Source organism: Vibrio pomeroyi, from assembly GCF_024347595.1.
In the GTDB taxonomy this organism is placed as follows: domain Bacteria; phylum Pseudomonadota; class Gammaproteobacteria; order Enterobacterales; family Vibrionaceae; genus Vibrio; species Vibrio pomeroyi.
Genome location: NZ_AP025507.1, coordinates 1410101 through 1432877, shown reverse-complemented (window position 1 = coordinate 1432877; position 22777 = coordinate 1410101). Strand labels below are relative to the sequence as shown.

17 protein-coding genes are annotated in these 22777 nt (G+C 42.7%); 10 read left to right on the top strand and 7 right to left on the bottom strand.

Translation table 11 applies throughout. The annotated features are described in order from the left end of the window. Positions 1 to 94 precede the first annotated feature (94 nt). The 3 genes from OCV12_RS22385 (at position 95) to OCV12_RS22375 (ending at position 4126) form a co-directional block, all read left to right on the top strand. Positions 95 to 1813, top strand: coding sequence for an autotransporter assembly complex protein TamA (locus OCV12_RS22385; protein ID WP_261887121.1), 1719 nt, complete (start codon positions 95 to 97; stop codon positions 1811 to 1813). A gap of 111 nt (positions 1814 to 1924) precedes the next feature. Next, complete coding sequence (locus OCV12_RS22380) at positions 1925 to 2806, top strand: aspartate/glutamate racemase family protein (RefSeq protein WP_261886210.1); 882 nt, start codon at positions 1925 to 1927, stop codon at positions 2804 to 2806. Positions 2807 to 2921: 115 nt separating this feature from the next. Continuing rightward, positions 2922 to 4126, top strand: a protein-coding gene (locus OCV12_RS22375) for an IS3 family transposase (protein ID WP_261886209.1) whose coding sequence is annotated in 2 segments (ribosomal slippage) — positions 2922 to 3309 and positions 3309 to 4126 — 1206 coding nt in all. Because the reading frame shifts where the segments join, the coding sequence is not laid out codon by codon here. A 77-nt stretch (positions 4127 to 4203) separates the two neighbouring features. On the opposite strand, the gene OCV12_RS22370 is transcribed toward OCV12_RS22375, so the two are convergent. From OCV12_RS22370 to OCV12_RS22345, 6 genes are all read right to left on the bottom strand, one after another. Next, positions 4204 to 5661: a phospholipase D family protein gene (locus OCV12_RS22370; protein WP_261886208.1), complete on the bottom strand. Its 1458-nt coding sequence runs from the start codon at positions 5659 to 5661 to the stop codon at positions 4204 to 4206. A gap of 64 nt (positions 5662 to 5725) precedes the next feature. Further along, complete coding sequence (locus OCV12_RS22365; protein ID WP_261886207.1) at positions 5726 to 7972, bottom strand: carboxylesterase family protein; 2247 nt, start codon at positions 7970 to 7972, stop codon at positions 5726 to 5728. Between the two features lie 127 nt (positions 7973 to 8099). Next, positions 8100 to 9758: a hypothetical protein gene (locus OCV12_RS22360; protein ID WP_261886206.1), complete on the bottom strand. Its 1659-nt coding sequence runs from the start codon at positions 9756 to 9758 to the stop codon at positions 8100 to 8102. A 327-nt stretch (positions 9759 to 10085) separates the two neighbouring features. After that, positions 10086 to 11441, bottom strand: a complete 1356-nt coding sequence (locus OCV12_RS22355) for an FUSC family protein (RefSeq protein ID WP_261886205.1) — start codon at positions 11439 to 11441, stop codon at positions 10086 to 10088. 9 nt (positions 11442 to 11450) lie between these two features. Continuing rightward, positions 11451 to 12317, bottom strand: a complete 867-nt coding sequence (locus tag OCV12_RS22350) for an HlyD family secretion protein (RefSeq protein WP_261886204.1) — start codon at positions 12315 to 12317, stop codon at positions 11451 to 11453. Positions 12318 to 12327: 10 nt separating this feature from the next. Then, positions 12328 to 12540, bottom strand: coding sequence for a DUF1656 domain-containing protein (locus tag OCV12_RS22345; protein ID WP_010429574.1), 213 nt, complete (start codon positions 12538 to 12540; stop codon positions 12328 to 12330). Between the two features lie 471 nt (positions 12541 to 13011). Between OCV12_RS22345 and aspT the strand changes: the two genes are divergently transcribed. From aspT to OCV12_RS22310, 7 genes are all read left to right on the top strand, one after another. Further along, a complete protein-coding gene (gene aspT / locus OCV12_RS22340; RefSeq protein ID WP_261886203.1) occupies positions 13012 to 14727 on the top strand; it encodes an aspartate-alanine antiporter in 1716 nt (571 codons plus the stop codon). 150 nt (positions 14728 to 14877) lie between these two features. Continuing rightward, positions 14878 to 16476, top strand: a complete 1599-nt coding sequence (locus tag OCV12_RS22335; protein ID WP_261886202.1) for a bifunctional aspartate transaminase/aspartate 4-decarboxylase — start codon at positions 14878 to 14880, stop codon at positions 16474 to 16476. Between the two features lie 201 nt (positions 16477 to 16677). After that, positions 16678 to 17535 (top strand): pyridoxal kinase PdxY, encoded by an 858-nt coding sequence (pdxY, locus tag OCV12_RS22330; RefSeq protein ID WP_261886201.1) that lies wholly within the window; start codon positions 16678 to 16680, stop codon positions 17533 to 17535. Between the two features lie 224 nt (positions 17536 to 17759). Further along, positions 17760 to 18932, top strand: a complete 1173-nt coding sequence (locus tag OCV12_RS22325; RefSeq protein WP_261887120.1) for a patatin-like phospholipase family protein — start codon at positions 17760 to 17762, stop codon at positions 18930 to 18932. 88 nt (positions 18933 to 19020) lie between these two features. Next, positions 19021 to 19374, top strand: a complete 354-nt coding sequence (locus OCV12_RS22320) for a hypothetical protein (protein WP_370779746.1) — start codon at positions 19021 to 19023, stop codon at positions 19372 to 19374. 158 nt (positions 19375 to 19532) lie between these two features. Beyond that, positions 19533 to 20447, top strand: a complete 915-nt coding sequence (locus OCV12_RS22315; RefSeq protein ID WP_176679705.1) for a LysR family transcriptional regulator — start codon at positions 19533 to 19535, stop codon at positions 20445 to 20447. A gap of 323 nt (positions 20448 to 20770) precedes the next feature. Continuing rightward, complete coding sequence (locus tag OCV12_RS22310; protein ID WP_261886200.1) at positions 20771 to 21907, top strand: BamA/TamA family outer membrane protein; 1137 nt, start codon at positions 20771 to 20773, stop codon at positions 21905 to 21907. 83 nt (positions 21908 to 21990) lie between these two features. Here the strand turns inward: OCV12_RS22310 and OCV12_RS22305 are convergent, their stop codons facing one another. Beyond that, on the bottom strand, positions 21991 to 22548 hold the full coding sequence (locus OCV12_RS22305; protein WP_017060062.1) for a PhnA domain-containing protein: 558 nt from the start codon (positions 22546 to 22548) through the stop codon (positions 21991 to 21993). Positions 22549 to 22777 lie beyond the last annotated feature (229 nt).

Below are 22777 nucleotides of genomic sequence, written 5' to 3'. Positions count from 1 at the left end.
TCAAATTCAGCTAAGTTTGTACGTAGGGTTGCGTCCTTCATAAGAGATTCCGTGATTTCACGCTTTGCTCATAACCTATTCGGGTTCTAAGCAACTGGGTAACGGCGTGAAGACCTCGATTAAACAAGTAATATTGGTAGCTTCACTCTTCATGGTTACTCATCCCGCAGCGATAGGTGCAGACTTCAATATTAAAGGGCTGAACAAAACTCTCACTGAAAATGTTGAGTTATACTTAGAACCTTTGGTTGATGTCCCAGCTTCACAGCTATCGCACACTAAGTTATTGAAACGGGTTCAAGACGCGCTCAACCCTTATGGCTACTATCATCCTGAGATAGATATCGAACTTGATGACAGCGATAACCTAACCTTGAACGTCGATTCTGGCCCTGTCATGTACATTGCAGAATCGGTTGTAAAAGTCACAGGTGAAGCGAGTAGAGATGAAGAATTCATCAAAATACTCACGGAAAGTCAGTTAGATTCAGGCTCACCATTATCCCATCAAGAATACGACCAAACTAAACGGGCGATTTTCTCTTTGGCAAAACGTAAAGGCTATTTCGACGGAAGGTTTGTCGAGTCTAAGATTGAAGTGATTCCTAGCGAAAATATCGCCAATATTCACCTGCATTTTTCAAGTGGCCCACGCTACAAGTTTGGCGCTATCAGTATTCCTGATGATGGTGTTGAACCTGGGCGTATCGAGAAAATTCCCACATTCAAACAAGGGGACGACTTTGACACCATCAAGTTGGGTGAGCTGCAGTCTGACTTGTTTGAAACTCAGTGGTTTCGCAGTGTCGTGGTACACGGTGACTTTAATCATCTTGATAACAATCTAGAAGTGCCAATCGAAATCATTGCTGAGCCAAGCTCTCGTAATGTTGTGCAGGTGGGTGGCGGTTATTCTACCGATCTGGGTTTAAGAGCGTCTTTAAATTGGTCAAAGCCTTGGTATAACCGAAGAGGACACAGCTTTGAAACACAGACGTATCTGTCTGAACAAGAGCAATCACTGCAACTAGGGTACAAAATCCCCACGGAGAAAGTCACGACCGATTACTTTGGTATTCAGTTTGAATCGAAACGAATTGATCATCGAGACACTAATAGCTTTTCAAACGATCTTAAGTTCGAACGTTATTGGCAATTAGACAGCGATTGGCAAAGCACCATTTACGTCAAGTACTTGCACGAACAGTACCGTCAGGCGTCTGAGGAAGACCAATCGCAATTACTGTTGCCTGGCATCAGTTTTTCTCAGGTTGATCGTAAAAATGATCAATTGGAGCTCAATCATCGACACATCTATTCTGTTGAGTATTCTGACCCTAATCTGTTCTCTGATTCAAGACTGTTGCGGTTGGAAGGAAACAGCGTGCTTTCGTGGGATATTAGCGAAAGTCAGAAGCTCCATTTCCGGTCAAATGTCGGCATTAACATAGCTAAATCGTTGTCGGATGTACCGTCGTCACTGCGTTTTTTTGCTGGTGGCGATGGGAACTTACGAGGCTATGGTTATGAATCGATTTCTCCAAAAGATGACAACGGTGAATTAACAGGTGCGCGTTATATGCTAACAGCAGGGCTTGAGTACCAACATCAGGTTTACCGCTCGATCTGGATGGGTGCGTTTCTGGATGTTGGTGATGCGTTTGATGATGAAGCTGATTGGAAGCGTGGTACAGGCCTTAGCCTGATTTGGAACTCACAATTGGTGCCTATAAAACTCGATTTTGCTTACGGGTTAGATGCGCCTCAAGGCGATGAGTTTCGTATTCACTTTTCTTTGGGGACTCAATTCTAATATTTGTGCGTTGTTTAAGCTCTCGCGAGGATACGATCCATCCAATGGGATTCAATCAAATCGACAGAGCGTAATAACCTTTGTGCTCTAGCAAACACAAAGGTAAAAACAATGAAAAAGGTACGATTTGGTGTATTTGGTAACATGGGCCCTGAAGCGGATGCTCTGTTCCAAGATATCGTCGCTAAGAAAGAGATTGAACACGGCGCGCTTAAAGACCAAGACCACATGGCCATGATTGTGGTTAAAAATTCAGATATCCCAGACCGCTCTGAAGCAATCAACGAAGGCGGTATCGACCCTGTTCCAGAGCTAATTGAGTCAGCAAGCATTTTAGAACACGCCAATGTTCAATTTGGCGTAATGACCTGCAATACCGCTCATTACTTCAGACCTGAAGTTCAAAAACATACCAATGTTTATATCGTCGATATGCTTCAAACCACGGTTGATCAAATCAAAGAGCAGAATCCTGAATCTATTGTCGGTATTTTATGTACCAACGGCACATACAACTCGGGAATCTATGACCGTTACCTAACTGACGCCAATCTCGTATTCGTTAAGCCAGATGCTTTTGAGCAAGAGCATAACGTTCATAGCGCTATCTATGGCGAAGTGACGGGCGAGATGACCGCATGTGGGCAAGCAATCCGAGAAACCAACGGCATTAAAGCGGGCGAGTTTGACCGTAATGCGGCACTTTTAGCTGTTGCGGTTCAAAGCATCGTAGAGAAGGGCGTTGATACGGTTATTTTGGGATGCACGGAACTCCCTTTGGTTAGAAAGCAACTTGAGACGGCATTTCCAACAGTCACTTTTATAGATCCGATGGAAGCGGTAGCTGAGCGTGTCGTTGATATTTATCGTCTCGCTGAGCAGTATGTTGAGCGTGGACATGTGGATTACGACATTAACGATGTTAATTCGATCTTCACAACGCTTGATATGGTGAACTACGTAGCCAAAAGAGCGATGACCTACCGTCTGTAAGCTTAGATACGTGTATTTGAACCATGAGAAAGCCGCGAATTACGCGGCTTTTTTGCATTTGGTGTACCGTCCTAAATATGGTTGACACATTTCCAACATGAAATTGGAGAGTGTCATGAAAACAACAAGTAGACGTACTCAACGAGATTATTCTCTTGCCTTTAAATTGGCAGTAGTAAGCCAAGTTGAAAAAGGCGAAATGACTTATAAGCAGGCTCAAGAGCGTTATGGGATCCAAGGTCGCTCTACCGTTTTAGTTTGGCTTCGCAAACATGGTCAACTAGATTGGTCTAAAGGAATAGAACAATCGAGAGCGTTAGGAGCGACTATGTCAAACTCTTCCTCAACTCAAACCCCAGAGCAACGAATCAAAGAACTCGAACAGCAATTAGAAGAAACTCAGCTTAAAGCTGAGTTCTTTGAAGCGGTTGTAAAAGTCATGGATCGAGATTTCGGTGTCCGAATCTCAAAGAAGCGCAAGGCCGAGTTATTAAGGAAAAAACGGTCAGAAAGTTGACCGTCACTAAAGCTTGTCACTTCATCGGTATTACACGACAAGCTTTCTACAAGCGCTGTGTTGCGGAAATTCATCAGACAAAGAAAGATGAATCAGTACTCGGTTTTGTGAAGGAGCAAAGGATGATGCACCCTCGTATAGGAACTCGTAAGATCAAGTATTTACTTGCTCAGAACGATATTGAAATCGGGCGAGACCGCTTATTCTCTCTACTGAGAATGAATCGATTATTAGTGCAGAATCGAAGGGCTTATCATCGAACCACAAACAGTAATCATCGCTTTTACTGCCATCCAAATCGAATCAAAGAAGGCTTAATACCGGAAAGACCAGAGCAATTATGGGTTGCCGATATTACTTATCTAGCAACGCGGTGTGGTAGTACTTATCTCAGTTTAGTGACGGACGCTTATTCAAGAAAAATCGTGGGCTATCACATAGGTGATGATATGAAAGCTCGCACGGTCAAGCAGGCCTTTTTAAACGCGTTGAAAGAGCGGAAGAATACAGGTGAGCTTGTTCATCACTCAGATCGAGGTGTTCAGTACTGCTCTGTTGAATACCAAGAGTTGCATCGACAGTATGATGTATCTTGCTCAATGACTGATGGCTATGACTGTTATCAAAATGCGTTAGCAGAGAGGATCAACGGAATATTGAAGATGGAGTATCTGTTGAATAAACCGAATGATTTAGATGAAGCAAAGAAAATGGTCGCCGAATCAGTAAAAATCTATAATGAATATAGGCCTCACACTGCTCTAAAATACAAAACGCCCAATGAAATACATCGAGCGTTTTAGTCAATCAAGTGTCAACCCATATCAGGACGGTACATGGACAGGTGAAAGATTAAAAACTAAAATTCGAAGCCCGACACTTAAAGCTCGAACTCGCCATTCATTTTTCGAAATAACCAATCTGGTACCTTGTTCCATGAACTGTAGTTTGGATTCTTAGTATGGCTTTGGTCTCCTGAAGTCCAGCTCGTCTCACCTGATTGTTCTCGCGATACAGCCCAGAACAAATCCTCTTTCTGACGTGTTAAGTAGTGTGTCACTTGCTTCGCAAACTCTTCACTCTCAATCAACACACCAAACTCAACGTTGAGAAAGTCTGATCTTGGATCAAAGTTAGAAGAGCCTATATAGGTTAGACGCTCATCTAAAATTACTGTCTTGTTGTGGTAGTAGGTATCAACATGAAAGTAGTGATCATCATTGATCGCTTGGCTTTTGTACTCGTAGATACTTATGCCTTTGTCGAGTAAAGTCTCACGGTGTTTTTCGTAATACGCAGGAACAAAGCCCGAATCATTAGAAGCCGATGAATTCGTCAGTAAGGTGACTTCGGCTTGATTATCTGTAAGCGCATCGATAAAGACAAACTGGTTATCGCTTGGAACCATGTAAGGCGTAGAAATCATAACCTTAGAAGGTGTCGGCACTTTTTGGTTCATTAAGTGCTCTGTACGTTGACGAAAGTAGGGCTTGTTGTCATTGAGTTTCTCTAATGAATCAAATAAAGGCGTTACCGATGCTTTAATAAATCTTGGTTCGCTCAGGCGGGTTATCTGTTGCTCAACATCGAAAGTAATCGGTTTTTTATTCTTCTCACCTTTATTTATTGCCTTGGTAAACGCTTTGTATTGGCCTTGTTCTTTGACTTTGATTCGTTCTTGAATTGGCACAACATATTCGCTATCCCAAAGTGCTTGGTAATTGTTGTCGAAAGACGCGATTACGTCACCTCGAAACAAAACGTCCATATCAAAGAAATTGGCATTCTCGCTATAGCCAAAGTAATCATTGCCAATGTTTCTTCCACCTAAAATCATCGAGTGATGATCAACGTTAAAGTACTTCTCGTGAAGCCGATTATCTAGTTGTTTTTGATGAGTGGAGAAGTTGAACGCACGACCAATCCAGCCAGCTTTACGTGATTCAAAAGGGTTGAAAAGTCGAATCTCAATATTAGGGTGTGAGTCCAATTCCGCTAGCCATTTATCATTAAAAACCAGTAGGTCATCTAAGGTTAGTCGCACGTGAACATCACGATCTGCCGCTTGCTTTAGCTCGTTTAGAAGCATCAAACCAAGTGTGTCACGTTCCCAAGAGAAGTAGGTCATATCAATAGAGTGTTGCGCTTGGCGAACGAGCTCGATACGACGAGCGAAGGCCTCTGGTGCAGTTGGGATCAGGTACACCTCAGCTTGGTGCTCCGTGCTTTGCCAGTTTGCTTCGAAGTCAGGTTCAACATCGGGGTATGGTTGGGCGCAGCCAGTTATCAAGATCGACAAAAGCAACACCATCAACGCATTAATACGTGTGAAGTTCATAATGGGGTTCCGCGTGGAATATATAAATGACAGTGGCCATTAATTGGCCACTGTTGAGGGGGCGCTACTGTTTTTCAGGAATCGAGTAATCGGGCATGTACTTCAATGTCAGACCCAAATCATTCAAGCCTTGAAGTCTGCCATTACGCATATCGGTGTCTTCACCAGCATTTTTAACTGAATCCCAGTCGACCTCTTGGCTTAGCGAACCATCACTATTAATAGAAAGCACGTTGTCCAGTTGTGTGCTGTACGTATAGTCGCTAAATAGACGGTCACTGAACCATAAACGCGACATGTCATTCATAAGTGCGCGATCTTTCGATGTTGGGCGAACTGATGTGCCGTCTAACTTTAATGGTTTGTTAAAAACAAACGGCAGTTCCGATGCATTACAAGCAGCTGAGATACATGCGATAGTTTTTAAAGCATCGCCAATATCTAGGTCACCATTCTCACCACTAGTGTTGTATGTCCAAACGTTAAAGCTAGGCTTATACGCAAAGTGGTACATAGACACTGGGGCGTTCATATCTTCAGAAGAAAGAATCGCTTGGTTTCGTGCAGGGGCTTGGAACAGCATGTCATTCATTAATGTCTTGAACTGTGACATGTTCTTTGTTGCACCACCAAGTTCATTCTCAGACCATGGCGCGTAATCGGATAAACCTAGTACATCATTGTTGAAGTCAGCATTGCCTAGACCGAAAAACAACTTAGTTACCGCTTCGTACGCCGTTGATGGCAATAAGTCGAGTAGGTCACCTAGTTCGATCTGTGTTTGAACTTCTTCTAACGAAAGCGCTGAAACTACATCGATTACTCGTTGTTGGTTGTCATCAACTTGAAGCCATACCGCTAATTCTAAATCTTTATTGCCTTCGCTAAGTGATTCAAAAGTACCGTTGTCGATATCCTCTTGTAATAACTCCAAAATAGTTGGAATCAAGAACGTGAGAGTAGGTAACATGCTCATAGTGTTAGCGTCTTTTTCATTGTTACCGATGACAGTTGGTACTGAAAAATTTTCAGATACCGGTTGGCTGGTTAGGTGTAAACCTTGATTTGTACCATTGCTGTCTATATATGGTGCAAATGGCATTAAATTCGACATTGGAGTATTGCTATCATCATTTATAACCCCTAGCACACTGTTTTCAGCCCAATTTAGTACCTTGTTTATTGGTGAAAGTAAGGTGTCACGTTGTGCTTCGAGGATCTTGTCTAGTGTTAAATTTTGTTGCTGATCGATAGAGTCATCTGCACATACAGTTACAGTTGCAAAATATGGCAGGTCATCGGCGATAGATTCCAAAACGTTTTGTATGTCCTCTGGTAGTATATTCAAAGTCAGTAAAGCTTCTAAAGCGACTTTTAAGGCATTTAATTGAGTCTTTGTATCAGTTGTCTCTAATGCTTCACACACAGATACACTACTATCTTGTGCTGTTGCGTTGCTTTTGTATTCAAAACCGTAAGGGTTACTCTGCATAATCGCACGATCAAAGTACTTCATGTCACCGTTAACATTGACTATAGAATCCACCACGTTATCTTGTTGAAGAATACCCACAGACATCGCACCTGATCCTTGTCCCATCAAAGTGACATCCTCAGCATTACCGCCAAATTTAGAAATGTTCTCGTTCACCCATTGAAGTGCACGTTTTTGATCACCGATGCCGAAATTACCGCTTTTTTCGTCGTCTACCCACATAGAACCCAAAAGCCCCAAACGGTAGTTAAACGACACATAGATAAAAGGATTACCTTCACTAGCACCTTGAGCTACAACATTATCGCCTTGAATCAGAGGCTCAGCACCTGAGCCATATTCAAAGTCACCACCGTGGATGAATACATAAACCGGTAGATCTGCATCAGAATCTACGCCTGCTGGACGCCAGATATTGAGGTTAAGGCAGTTCTCATCTTGTGTTTGTGATGTCGTTTTTAGTTGAGGACAAGCATCCCCAAATTTAGTTGCGTCAATAACTTCAAATTCATCTGTATTATCTGATAAAGTCAGCATATTGCTGTGCTCAAAGCGCTGAGCCTCGGCATATTGAATCCCTTTGAAAGACTCAACAGAAGCCAGTTTGTCATCTTCGGTATTCGAAGTTATAACCAGTTCTTCTATGGTCGCTTTAATCGTTACGTCACCGATTTGAGCATCAAACGGTTTAGCCGGTGCCGGAACTAACGGTTCAGGCTTGTCTGGTAATGGAACGGTAGGGGCAGTATCAGTATCGCAACCTGCTAAGGTTGCAGCAATTGTCAGAGCGATCATTGAACGGTATGCAATAGTCATAAAAAAGTTTCCACAATAGTATTCGGCGCAGTCTGTTTCATCGTCATCTACTTAGATAACAGAGCTACAAATTTCTTATCAAGAACAACCTGGTTTAAGGGCTAGGCTGATATTCAAAGTTCGGTGACTAGAATCGGTAACCCAGGTTCAGCGTTACAGCCGAACGAGTTTCGCCTTTGTTGTACAACATGGTCATGTTGTAGTTTTTGCCGATCTGCTTGTTAACTCCTGTTAGGAATGCCCACTGATCGATGTCGACACCAACGTCATAATCAAATTCGATGTCATCGGTTTTTACGGTACCTTGCATACGTGAATTTAAACCTTGGTATTCAGCACCCACGAAAAACTGAGCTCGATAATCGACTAATTGGTAACCCAGCATAGGTTGAACCGTGACAATGCCATCGCCCCAATCGTCTAGCCCTTTAAGGCGGGTTTGTGAGTAAGTGCCAGTAACAGAAGCAAAGAACTCTTTGTAACCAACAGACAACGTTGTACCTACACCGCGCAAGTCATATTCGAGGTGCAATGGGACATTTAAACGTCCACGGTTACACAGAGCAGAAACTTCTCTACAAAGCAGATCACCTGCGCCATCAAATTGATCATTGAGCTTGTCTTTTAAGTATTCACCTGCTGCGCCGGTATAAGAGGCGTCCACGTTCGCATCAACGTTTACCTTTCCTACGTATCCGAATACATTCCAGAATGGCAGGATATTTACGTCACCGCGTATCGAAACACTTTCCGCTTTGACCGTCGCAACACTATCTTCCGGGTCAAATAAATCATTCAAGCGCACACCACCAATCACGTAATCTGTCATCGGAATATCCATGTCTTGATTTCGATAAGCCACTGACACGCCGAATGGAAGGGGTAAATCGATACCTTGGCGTCGTACCATGTCGCCCATTAAAGGGAAGATACGGTCTAGCTTGACGCTCGCTTCTAACATTCTTGGGTCTGATACTTCTTGAAGCCTCGCTTCATTGACCACTTGTACGCCGTTATCCTCTTCATAAAACGCAACAGGCTCGACGATGCTCGTCATCTTCATTGGCTTGTTCTTGGTTGTACCAACCACTTGAGTTGTTTTTCGCGCGATGACTAACTTGTCCGTCGGTAAAGAGTGAAACTCAATCTCTTGCTGATAGCTTTCTACCTTGTAGGTATGGTGCTTGAATGGCTTTTCATTGCTGATCAGCATGCGTTTTGGTTCACCGTCGATTAACTCAATGTCGACATTCAAAAAACGGAAATATGCGATGTCTTGAGGGAGACCATATTTCGAATAATCGAAGCTGATGATTACTTTGTTATCGTCGATTTCTTTTACGCGAACCGAGGATGAATCAAAGCTTTCTGCATAGTCACGTAAGCGATATTCGGTACGTGTGAAGGCTTCTATTTCATCGAGCAGGTTTTCGTTATCATCCAGTTCTTCTGGGTTATATTTGATACGAAGATCGATGTTGCCTTTAGTGTCGGTGTTCTTAACGAGATAGACGCTTGAGTCACGAACGTCATCACCAATTTCTAGAGTACGATGTGCGTGTTCAACTAGGTGTTCGCCCTGTACAAGTGAACTGATTGCTAGCTTTGGTAAATCATGACTGATGCCATATTTGTCAAATAGTGCTCGACCTTTTTCCATGACTTCGCTGTAAGTCTTGGTTTCTGCTGCAGACGCAAAATTGGGTGTGGTAAGTAATAGGGCGCTCGCTAACACAGAAAGAGTATGGGTCTTACAGGCGCTGGTGCGTATTTCAAAAAAACTCATGACGGTTTCCACGCTGAGTGGCCTCAAACCTTCGAGACTCAAACAGTCGATGTAATACTGAACGTCGTGTTCAGTTGTTATGTATTTATCCGTTAGGATTGCTAGTGTGAATGTCGCGACTAAAAATGCATTGCGTCAATCAATGAGAGGATTTTAAGAGGAGGTGGCAGATCGCGTTAATCGCGTTTGATGGACGCTATCCTCACTTAGCAATAATTAGCGTTAATCAACTGATTTATATTGATTTTAAATAGATACAAAAACGGCCTGCGAAGTAAAAATACTTGGCAGGCCGTTTTGTTATGAGGGGATTTAGTGTATCCAGTTCTAAGCGGTTACTTTTACTCTGAATAGATCAGTAAACAGCTTCGCGATCATTAAAATGATCAAAATATTCACCAACATCAACAGTGGCGTTTCTATTCTATAAACAGGAGTGAGGTTAAGCGCACCAGATGTAAGAACAACCAACAAATTGATACCCAAAATTCGATGTACCATGAGCTTAGGTGTCGCGAACACTTTCCATATCACCATAATGTTAAGGAAGTAGAACAGCCCCAGCTCCCATAGTTCTGTCATTAATGGCATCACAAAGATGTATTGCAACAGAATCACCGACCCTGTACCCAACACACCATAAAAAGCATCCTTAATAACGCTTGGTGGCATGGTCGGCACCATAGAAGAGAATACACCGGCTAACATAGGAAATATGAAACCACCTGGAACTGGAAGATAAATCCAAATGAACAGCGATGTGATAAACATCGACACGCCTTGCAGCACCTTGCGCCCATCTTCATTCAAATGTTCAACAAACGTCCGATGAGCATGATGCCAAGACACGTCTTTATGAGCGCCCATGACATTGAGTTCACCCTCAACAAGAGATTGATCTGGTGTTAATACATCGAACGTCTTCAAGTTGTGAGTAAGAACTGCCCACTGGATATCTAAGTCTGATTCGCTGTTAATTTGTTTGAGTAATGTATCTTGGATATGTGCCATTTCATCGATACGCAAGCGCCATGTTTGGATGTTCTCTTTAAGGTGGTAGCTTCCAGTCAATGGCAGATCTAAAAGTTGATACAGCTTATCAATATTCGCGGTGTTGCTTTCAAGTGCGGCAATGTCGATGTTGTCTGTTTTTTCCATCGCATCTAACAAGGCTTGTTTACTGGTTTCGAAACGTTGTACAAAGTTGAGTTCAGTATTCACAGGCCACACGATGCGATACACAATAGAGAACACAACAACGCCTAATAGTGTTTCTTGAAGTCTAAGCACTGCAAAGTGAAAGGTGGTTTGGCTATCAAACCCGCCCATACAAGCAACAATCGAACACACGGCAAATCCTATTGAAAAGATATAGCCGTATTTCTCGTCGCTCGACATGAAGATACATACCCCAAGGAACAGGGTGAAAAATGTTAGAAACAAGAAGCGATCTTGAGAAAACATGGCGATAAGGAAAAAGGCATAACCGGTCCCTAACAAGGTTCCCATTAACCGGTTATGGCCTTTGTTTATTGAATGGGCGAAACTCTCGTTCAATGCCATCACTGCGACGGCTATCGCAGCCCAATACGGTTTTTCCCAACCGAACCACAACGCTAGGCAGATTGCGATAACGATAGAGAGTGCGGCTTTAATCGCGTCTTTAGTCGATGCAGTGAACATAAGAATCACCTAGCTATTTTTGATTATTTTGATCGAGGCAGTCATACCAACACGCAGTTGTACGTCTTCCGGTATTTTGTCTAACTTCACTTTGATAGGGATACGTTGAGCGAGACGTATCCATTGGAAGTTTGGATTCACGTTCGGCAATAAATCATTACCTGTGCTGCCGTCTTGCTTCGCGATACCAAAACCAATACTTTTGATATGGCCTTCTAGCTGAACATTGTTGTGCATCATTAAGGTCACATAAGCAGCGTCCTGAGCATCGACACCGACTAAATCAGTCTCTTTGAAATAACCTTCAATCCAGAAGCTATCTTCATCAATTAGTGCAACCACAGGTGAATTCGCGACAACTTGAGAGCCAACACGTAGGTTCAGGTTTGTGATATAGCCGTTAGTAGGCGCATATACCTTGGTGTACTCAAGGTTGAGATGTGCTTCTTCTACGTTCGCTTTTGCCAGTTCGACATTTGCGGCGCTGGTTTCTACCGCGTTGTTCAAGTTGTTTAGAGTAAGCACGGGCACGGCACCGGGCGTTCTTTTCTCTAAGTTCAACGCGCGTTGCTCTTCGTTTTTGGCTTTGGCGAGTAGGGCAAACGCTTGTTTTTGAGTCGCAAGTGCTTTTCTGTAGGTCGCCTTATAAATACTCGGATCGATTTCAAAAAGAAGATCGCCTTTTTTTACCTTCGAGTTGTCTTCGACATGCACTTCAATGACTTGACCCGTGACTCGAGGTGTAATCGAGACAATATAAGCGCTGACTTGTCCGTCTCTGGTCCATGGGTTACTTGAGTACGACTGGTAATAGCTATAAACCACAGTTCCTGCAGCAGCCAATAATAAAAGTGTGATGAGATAACGTTTGATCACAGTAAGTGCCTCAAAAAATGGTAATAAAATGGCCGATAGCGCCAGTAAAAATCACGATCAAGCTCAGTTCTGCTATTGCAGGAAAGGCGACGTACTTATGAAGGCCAAACCGTGTCGCGATTGACCCTGTTAGCATTGTCAGTATGTAAGCCAGTGCGATAACCAATAACAGCGGTGGGAAGTAGACTTCACCCCACACAAGCTCATGTGGCATTGTGTTCATGGTTCTGTTCTCTATTTGTTTGATGAATGCAACGATAACGGAGTTCGATTTATTGTGATAATCGCTTATAGAGGATCGGATCCATCAAAATCTAACTTTATTCGGTGATTATGCCGACTGCCTCTTTGTTGAGAGCCGTAAGCCAGTAAAACAAGGGTAGTTAGATTGGAGTTCTTGAAGTGAAAACACTTAATTGAAATTGATTTCGAAAATTATCTACTTTTGCTGGTTTAAGATAAATCTATTTAAAACAGTCACTTCAGATGTAGATTGAACTTAAATAACTCTTCAAACAGTTAAAGTGATGATTTGATCCATCAAATGGGATTACATAATAAAACCTTTTGTTCTTAATATTCGGTTCGAAGCAACGAGATGCTTTATTTATTTTGAATAATCCAACAAATATCATTATTAAGTTATTCGTTAGATTATTTACTCCTTATATTTAGTAACAAGAGTAAATTTGTCATGGACATTATTTCTAATCTGTTTGACATGGCACCATTTGTCGCACTATTTATTACACTATCATTAGGTTATATGGTTGGTAAAATTACTATCGGCCGATTTGTTTTAGGCGGAGTAGCCGGAACATTATTAATGGGCGTAATTATTGGGCAATTTGGTGTTCAGATTGATCCCGGCGTAAAAAGTATTTTCTTCGCGCTCTTTATTTATGCTGTGGGTTATCAAGGCGGTGCACAATTCTTTAAAGCACTTAACTTCAGAACCATTAACATTCTGCTCTCTGCGGTTGTGATGACGGTTTCAGGTTTATTGTGTGTACTTGCCGCTGCGTGGTTATTTGACCTAGATAGAGGTACAGCTGCAGGTCTAGCGGCTGGTGGCTTAACTCAATCTGCGATCATTGGTACTGCAGGTGATGCGATTGCACGTTTAGGCGGCGTATCTGAAGAAGCCAAACACCTGATGCAAACAAATGTAGCGGTTGGTTACGCGGTAACATACATCTTTGGTTCATTAGGCCCAATCTTGATGGTGACTTGGGTATTCCCAACGCTCATGAAGTGGGATATCCGATCTGAAGCTATCGCTCTAGAAGAGAAAAACTCTAACGGTAAACGTGATTTAGCAGACGGCGAATTTAACGCTGTCACGGCTTTAGTTACGCGTGCTTTCAAAGTGACTAACGACGACCAACTTGTTGGTAAAACATTAGCGCAATTGAACCAATCATCACTAGCTGCGTGTATTGAACTTGTTGAACGCGATGAAAAAGAGCTGAGTGCAGACAAGTTCACAGCGCTTAAAGTGGGCGACCTTGTTGTGGTTACTGGCCGTAGAAACGCGGTTCATGAGCTTCAGAGCAAGGCACAAAGCAATGAAGTCGCATTACCGGAAAGCTATGAAGTTATTGAAGAAAATCGTCAACTTATCGCTGATAACCGCAAGCTAATTGGTCGTTCGCTAAGAGAAATCAAAGACAGCTCAAACGAACGCTCATTCCGCGGCGTGTATGTGACAGATTACATCCGAGAAGGTGCTTCAGTCGCTATTACTGATGACCTAATTGTTGAGAAAAACGACGTTATTCAATTAACGGGTACCGCACAAGACATCAACCGAGTTGAAAAACACATCGGTAAGCGTATGGGTTCTGCGACTATGACTGATTTCATCGTACTGGGTTTCGGTATGGTATTGGGTCTTCTTATTGGCCTAATCAGCTTCAAGATTGCAGGTATTCCAGTAACGATTGGATCTGGTGCAGGTTGTTTGATTTCTGGCTTGCTTGTTGGGTGGTTACGCAGTCGAAACCCACATGTGGCTCAGTTCCCTGCGGGTGCAGCAAATTTCATTCGTGATTTTGGTTTAGCAGCGTTTGTTGGCATTGTTGGCTTAGAAGCTGGCCCTCAAGCGGTTGATACCATAAAAGAACACGGTATGTCGCTTCTGTTCTTGGGTATGGCGGTCACCATCATTCCACAGATTATTTCATTCTTTTTCTCGTACTTTGTATTGAAGATCAAGAACCCAGTAGAAGCGTTAGGTTGTGTGACTGGCGGTCGAAGTGCAAACCCAGCATTCGCAGCATTGATGGAAAAAACAGGCAATGCAACGCCAGTATTCTCTTTCACTGTGACTTACGCAGTAGCCAACGTATTACTGACGCTATGGGGACCAATTATCGTCGGGATTATTACCGTTAATGCGGGTATGTAATTAAAATCGCAAACTCATTATAGATTTAAAACAATCATCAACTTATTAACAGACCTACCCAATAAAAAAGAGTGGGCCTGAATAATCACACTTAAGTAAAACACTTTATTGAATTGCAAGTGTTTAAGATTAAATTATCAGGTAAATATTATGACTACACAAAATACTACGATCGACTTTTCAAAATTCGCTGATTTAAGCCCGTTTGAATTAAAAGATAAATTAATTGAAGTAGCACAAACAGTACCAGACCGTGCTTTATTAGACGCAGGACGTGGTAACCCAAACTTCCTAGCAACACTACCACGTAAAGCATTTATTCGTTTAGGTGAATTCGCAGTAATGGAAGCGGAGCGTACATACTCATATCTAGACGGTAGCTTTGGTGGTATTCCAGATGGTGTTGGTATTGTTGAGCGTTTTGATTCTTACGCAAACAGCAATCAACAGAACCTAGGCGTTCAGTTCATTGAAAAAGCTCTGAGCTACGCAAAAGACCGCTTAGGTATCGAGAAGCAAGTGTTCTTAAATGAGCTTGTGAATGCGTACTTAGCGTGTAACTACCCAGTACCGCCACGCATGCTGACGAATATTGAAAGCGTAGTAAAACAATACATTGCAGAAGAGATGTACGGCCCAATGCCAATGACGACAGATTTCGATCTATTTGCAACGGAAGGTGGTACGGCATCAATGACGTACACGTTCCAAACCATGTTTCACAACGGTCTACTAAAGAAAGGCGATAAGGTAGCGTTGATCACACCAATCTTCACACCTTACTTAGAAATCCCTGAGCTTTCAGAATACGAACTTGAGATTGTAGAGCTTCGTTTGGATGAGACAACATGGCAGTTACCTATGTCTGAAATCGAAAAACTTGAAGACAAAGACATTAAACTGCTGTGTGTGGTAAACCCAGCAAACCCAGCATCAGTGAAGTTCTCTGATGAGACTCTGAATAACCTATCAGACTTCGTCAACACACAACGTAGTGATCTGTTCATTATCACCGATGATGTGTACGGCACATTCGCAGACGATTTCGTTTCTCTGTTTGCCAAACTTCCATACAACACGCTTTGTGTTTACTCATTCTCTAAGTACTTCGGAGCGACAGGCTGGCGCCTTGGCTCAATTGCGATTCAGCACAACAACGTGTTCGATGATGCAATGCGCAGCCTACCAGAATCTCGTCAACTGGAACTGGATGATCGATACAAAACGCTAGACCCAGAACCACGCGGTATTAAATTCATCGACCGTATTGTTGCAGACAGCCGCAGTGTTGCACTAAACCACACTGCGGGTCTTTCACTACCACAACAAGTTCAGATGGCACTGTTCTCATTGAACTGCCTAATGGATTCAGAGCAAAACTACAAAGAAGCGTGCAAACGCATTATTCGCGAACGTTACAAAACTTTGTACAAAAACATGGGTGTCGAAATTGAAGAAAACAAAGATCGTGTGGACTACTACACATTGCTTGAGCTCGACACTTTGGGCGGCAAATTGTACGGACCAGCTTTCGTTGAATGGTTCAAAGCGAACGAGAAGGGCAAAGACTTCTTGTTCCGACTTGCACATGAAACTGGCGTTATCTTGCTTCCTGGCAAAGGCTTCGATGTAGTACACGCTTCTGTTCGTGTATCGCTAGCTAACCTTACTCACCATGAGTACGAACTGATTGGCCGCGCAACTCGCAAGGTGTTGGACGAGCACTTCGCTGAGTTCCAAGGCGCATAAGTTCTAATCAGGCTTAGAAGCGAATTCATGATTTTAAGCTAACGATCTTCATATCACTAAGAATAAGCCTCGGCGATGTCGAGGCTATTCCGACCAAATAAGCACAGTGTTCAAGTAGCTATCTATTGGATGCAATCGTTGTGTTTATTTAGTCGCCAAATCCAAACGAAATTCATTCCGACAAAATCAGAAGAGCGGCGTATGAAAAGTATTATTTCTATTCAATCTCACGTGGTTTATGGGCATGCAGGCAACAGCTCTGTGGTTTTTCCAATCCAAAGAATGGGACTCGATGTATGGCCAATCCATACTGTTCAGTTCTCTAATCACACTCAATATGAGCAAGGTTGGACAGGAAAGACATTTAGTTCAGATGACATTCGAAGTTTAATTCGAGGCTTAGACAACATCAGTGCATTGAAAGACTGTGGCGCGATCCTTTCGGGTTATCAAGGAAGTGCAGACCAATGTAAAGCGGTCGCCGAGGCGGTTAACCTCATCAAAGAAAAGAACCACAGCGCACTCTACATTTGTGACCCTGTAATGGGTGACCCAGATAAAGGTTGCATTGTTGATGATGGCGTGAAAGCGGCTATTGCCCAACATTTGCTGCCCATAGCTGATGTCATCGTGCCTAACCAATTTGAGTTGAGCGAATTGACCGATACCAAAATCCACTCGCTTTATGATGCGGTTACAGCCTGTAAAAAAGCTCTGGAACTTGGGCCAAAGATGGTGCTCGTGAAACATCTGCATTCGTTACCCGATGATGCGTTCAGCATGATCCTCGCAACGAAAAAAGCATGCTATTTAGCCCAGCGCCCGAATATCGAATTTGATAAACAGCCAGTTGGTGTTGGCGACCTTATCTCCGGTCTATTTGCAGCGGGATTAATGAAAAGAATGTCACCGGTGGCTGCATTCCGTCATGTAAACAACGCGGTTTATGGTGTGTTGGAGCTGACTAAGAGCTATGGCACTTGGGAGTTGCAAACCATTAATGCACAGTATGAATTTGTAGAGCCTACCCACGATTTCAACGTGGTCAAAATAGGCTAGAGCGATTAACTCCAACAGTGGTTAAGGTCAGTTAAGGGGGGCTACTATTCGATGGATAGCGTCCTACAAACGAGATTACGAGTTAAGCCGGATACTAGCTATATTACGACCACAAAGAGATGGACTTCACTTTATCCCTATTTATTAACCTCTCTGTTTTTTAGTTTTCTTATTTATAAACAGAGTCTCTGAATCACTTTAGAGAACACTAAATGAGCCTAAATATGAACCGTCTAATCTCTTCGGGTCTTACCGTTGCTTTGTCATTCTTGGTAGTGGCTTGCAGTTCACCTCACACGCTAGACGTACGTGTAAACAAAGATAATTACAAAGAAGTTACTGTAGAAGATGCATCATCAGTCGCTGAGCCATTGCGTATTTGGGCTAGTGAGTCACCAGACTTCTTATACTCTCCAGCCGATAAAACCACGCCGATTACCGTGTCAGGCGACCAATTGAATATCTTGGCCTTGTCGGGAGGTGGTGCCAACGGAGCCTTTGGTGCCGGTATCTTGATTGGGCTTGAAGAATCAGGCCAGCTGAAAGATTACTCGATAGTCACTGGTATCAGCGCAGGCGCTTTAATGGCACCGTTTGTGTTCATCGGAGGAGATGCGTTCTCTAAGATGAAGGACGTGATGTTGAACATAAACGATAAATCCGTACTCGGTAAAAAGAATTTTTTGAACACCGTCTTTAAAGATGCGTTTACCGATGGCGAAAACTTATATCAGTTTATTGCTGAAGCTTTCCCAGAACCGATGATCGAGCAAATCGCAGCACAACATCGTAGCGGTAAGCGTCTGTTTATAGGTAGCACTCATTTTGATTCTGGTGAACTTGTCATTTGGAATGTAGGTGCAATTGCAAATAGCGACATGCCAGATAAGTCTGAACTTATATATAAGGTGTTGGCCGCAAGTGCGTCTATTCCTGGTGTGTTCCCACCGCAGTTCATCGATGTAGAGCATGAAGGTGAAATCTTTGAAGAACTGCACGTCGATGGCGGTTTAGCGACTCAAGTGTTCTTCAATCCATCTAACTTCGACTATCAACAGATCTCAGATGCACTTGGGTTAGAAACTCAACCACAACTCGATGTTATTCGAAATGGCGCGCTAAAAGCCCCGTATCACTCGCTAAGAGATAAGGGACTCGATTTGGTAGCAAAGAGCGTCTCAAGCCTGACGCTTGCACAAACGCGTGGAGACTTATATCGAATGAAATACATCAGTGAAATCAACAATATTGATATGCAATTTACTTACATCGAGCACGACTTTAGTTACGCCAAACGAACCAAAGACATGTTTGATGAACATTACTTATTAACCATATATGAATATGGTTATCACAAAGCAACTCAGGGGAAACCTTGGGTAACCGAATTACCTTGATTAGGGATATTAAAAAATGAAAAGAACAGCATTAACGCTACTTATCTTAGCAACGTCTAGCGCTGCAATGGCACAAAACGCAACCTCAATGGACCAGCAAAAAGTCGATAACGACATGCTACAACTGGCCGACGTTCAGCAAGAAGCGGCGTTGATCATGGTCGAAGAGAATTCAGACTACGTGGCGATTGATTATATTGGAAAGTGGGTTGAGGTGAACAATTACGTCACACATAACGAAGCCAAGCAACGTCAACTTCAAAAGAGCACCAAGAAATACATTTACTCGCAAACGGGTGAAACTCTAGAGTCGATTGAGCAACGTATTGCTGAACACATTCAAGCGGATCAGCCTAGATACTTCAGTGTCGATGTTTACCGTAATTACCACGGTGACTCAGGCGATTTCAATTACCTAGCTCGTGTTATCGAATACATTTAAGTTATTCGTTACGCATTAATGATAGAACCTACTGACTTAAGTAGGTTTTTTTGTTTCAAAAAGACGAATTCATTTCACTATTATTATTCTAACAAAGTAGATATTTCGTCAACCTGTGATAATTTAAATACATAACGACTAAAAGTAAGCACAACAAAATGAATTTCAGCATTGAACAACTTCTCGCGTTCGTTACCGTTTATGATCAGCTCTCTTTCAGTAAAGCTGCCGTTAAGCTCAACAAGCACAGAACGACAATCGGGCAGGTGATTACAAACCTCGAAGACCAACTCGCGGTAAACCTTTTTGAAAGAGTCGGTCGCTCGGTAGAACCCACAGAAGACGGACATCTTCTTTATCACTATGCCAAGCAAACCATTGAGCAAGCACGTACCTTCGACAAAGTTGCGTTGAGCCTTTCTTATGGGGGATTAGAAAACATCACAATCGCTTATTCGAGCGTGATTCCTCAGCGTGTTTTGGTTGATATTCGAAAGCAGCTCAAACGTGATTTCCCAATGATGCGAGTTAACTTTCTGGTTCGTAATAAGAAAGCGATCAAGCAAGGAATACAGGACGGTGAGTATCACTTTGGTTTGGTGAATGTTCACGATAGCCGTGCGATGCACAGTTTAGACGCCACTTTTTTAGGTCATATTGAATTCTATCCGTTCGTACAAAAGGGCGGTGAATTTACCAATTTAGACAAAGAAGACGTACTGGTTGCTTTAAGAAACTCGAAACAGTTTGTACTGAGATCTCTGATTGAAGAAGGGATGTCGGAAAAAATCGTTGTAAGTTCAGACCACGAAGAGATCGATCAACTTGCGTTGGTGATCAAAATGGTGGAAGAAGGCTTGGGTTGGGCACTTTTACCTAAATCATTTTTCTCTGACCCAGAGTTTTCTCAACACGAAATTGAACCTATTCAAACAGCAGAGTTATTTGAAGGGTTCAAATTTGGTTTTGCACTGTGGTGTCCTCATTCGAAACAGGTCAGTGATATCAAGGGCTCTTTGACTTCAGTGATTTCAGAATACCGAGAGCGATTAATCAGTAACTACCGACCATAACTTATGTTTATTTGAATGGTTTATTTCAATGGTTAATATGTAGTAATTCTTAACCGTTACTTATACAGTTATTTCCCCAAAAGGCTCACTTAGAGCCTTTTTTTGTATCCGCATTCTGAGCTTCATCTCGTTAGTAAAGATCATGTTTTGATGGGTTTGCTCCTCTATATGAGAGTAGGGCAATACCAATGTTTGGCCTATTCTAGTCCTGTCGATTAAGGACCCCCTTTATTGGCAATAAGTGTTTAATTTCTATGTTTACTGCAAGGACGCAGACTTTCGGCCGGGTTTCATTACCCGGCCTTTTTTATGAGGCCAATCTTATGACTCGCTGCGGCGGCTTTGTTCTTCTTTCCTGCTCTCTGTTTACCACTTCTTCTTTAGCGTCGTTTTATGATCCTGTTGATGGTCAATTTGATATGGGGCATCACCTTGCAGAAAATGCCCATGGCTTTTTGCCTATTCCGATTTTGATTACCGAACCAGCGGTAGGTTACGGTGGCGGGGTAGCTGGCTTGTTCTTGCACGAGACAGATGAAGAGAAGCGACAACGAAAGCAGGCAGCGCTATCTGCTATTGATGGTGGTGCGCAGCTTGTTCCTTCTGCCATGTCAGTGGTTGGCGCAGTTGGTACAGAAAACGAGACTTGGTTTGTTTTTGGTGGTCACAGACGTTCATGGATGAATGACTCTATCCGTTATACAGGTGGTGGCGGCTTTGGTGTTGCGAATTTGGATTTGTATCTAACGGATAAGATTGGACTTGAAACGTCTACCGCTGTTGCTGTTATATCGCAACAAATTCAATTTAGGGTTGCAACAACACCTTGGATGTTAGGGGTAAAGCACTTGCTTGCTCAATCAACATTGGAATTAAATCTACCTTATTTAAATAAGTCATTAAAAGTTAACGACGATTCTGTAACTTCTGGAATAGGTTTAACTGCTGAATATGACACAAGAGATAACTTATTTTATCCAACGAAGGGCTATAAGTTGTCCGCGGATTACATGATTTTCGACGATGCGATTGGTAGTGACTACAATTACCGTAATTTGAATATTGATGGGGAAGCCTATATCCCAATTACCAATAAATGGACATTAGGCTTGGCCGCAAACTATCAAAATTTCGAACAGCAAGACCTGTTTGTATCGCCCACAGCAAAACCGTATGTGTCATTGCGTGGTGTGTCTTCTTATCGTTATCAAGGGGATGAGATTGAAACAATCCAAGGTCAATTGACGTATAGCATCAACCATCGTTGGAAGGTTTCAGGATTCTACGGTTCTGGAACTGCAAAACAAGATAGCAGTATAAGTCACGATAATACCGTGAATGCAGGAGGTGTCGGTTTCCGATATCAAATCGCAAGACGTTACGGTTTACACCTTGGAATGGACTACGCGCAAAGCCATGAAGAACGCGCTATCTACTTTAATATCGGTAGTGGTTTTTAAGACAACTCGTCAGTTGAATTTTTCCCAAGAAAAAAGGCGCTAGTCAGCGCCTTTTTTAATTTCTTATCACTGCTACAGTAAGATTACTTCTTACGGCAGAACTCAGCGATTACATACATTGATTGACCGCCGTTTGTTTTACCAGAAACAAGCTTAGGATCGTCACCAACGCTGATACCACGGATAACAGTACCTTGCTTAATCACTTGGTTAGTACCTTTGATTGGCAGGTCTTTGATTACTGTTACGTCGTCACCTTTCTTAAGTTCAACGCCGTTCACGTCAAGAGGTTTGTCATCAGCAGACATACCGATTTGTGCCCAAACTGACGTTTCTTCTTCAAGGTACATCATGTCTAGCGCGTCTTGAGCCCAGCTTTCTGTGTTCAGACGAGTAAGTTGACGCCATGCAGTTACTTGAACTGGCGCTTCTTGACTCCACATGCTGTCAGTTAGACAACGCCAGTGGTTGATATCTTTAGGATCGTCAATCTCACCAAGACATTTGTCACATACCATGATGCCGTGATCCACTGTTACGTGGCTGTGTGGCGGCACTGCGTATGCAGTAAGAGAAGAATCAGAACCACATAGTTCACATTTAGATTGGCAGCGTTCTAGCATAGTAGCTTCAGAAGACATAATGGACTCACATTTATTAGGTATTAAATTTACGGGGCTATTATCCACTTTATTTACAATAAAGAAAGAGGCCGTACGGTATTCTGTCTTGATTAATTTTAGCTGAGATCAACCATTTGTGTTTTAAAGTTTTATGCAAACGGTTAACTAGGGAAGGTTGGGCAGTCATAGAAATGAAAATGCCAGCGGTTAGGCTGGCATTTGGTATAGTCCTTGGTAAGCGGCAAGT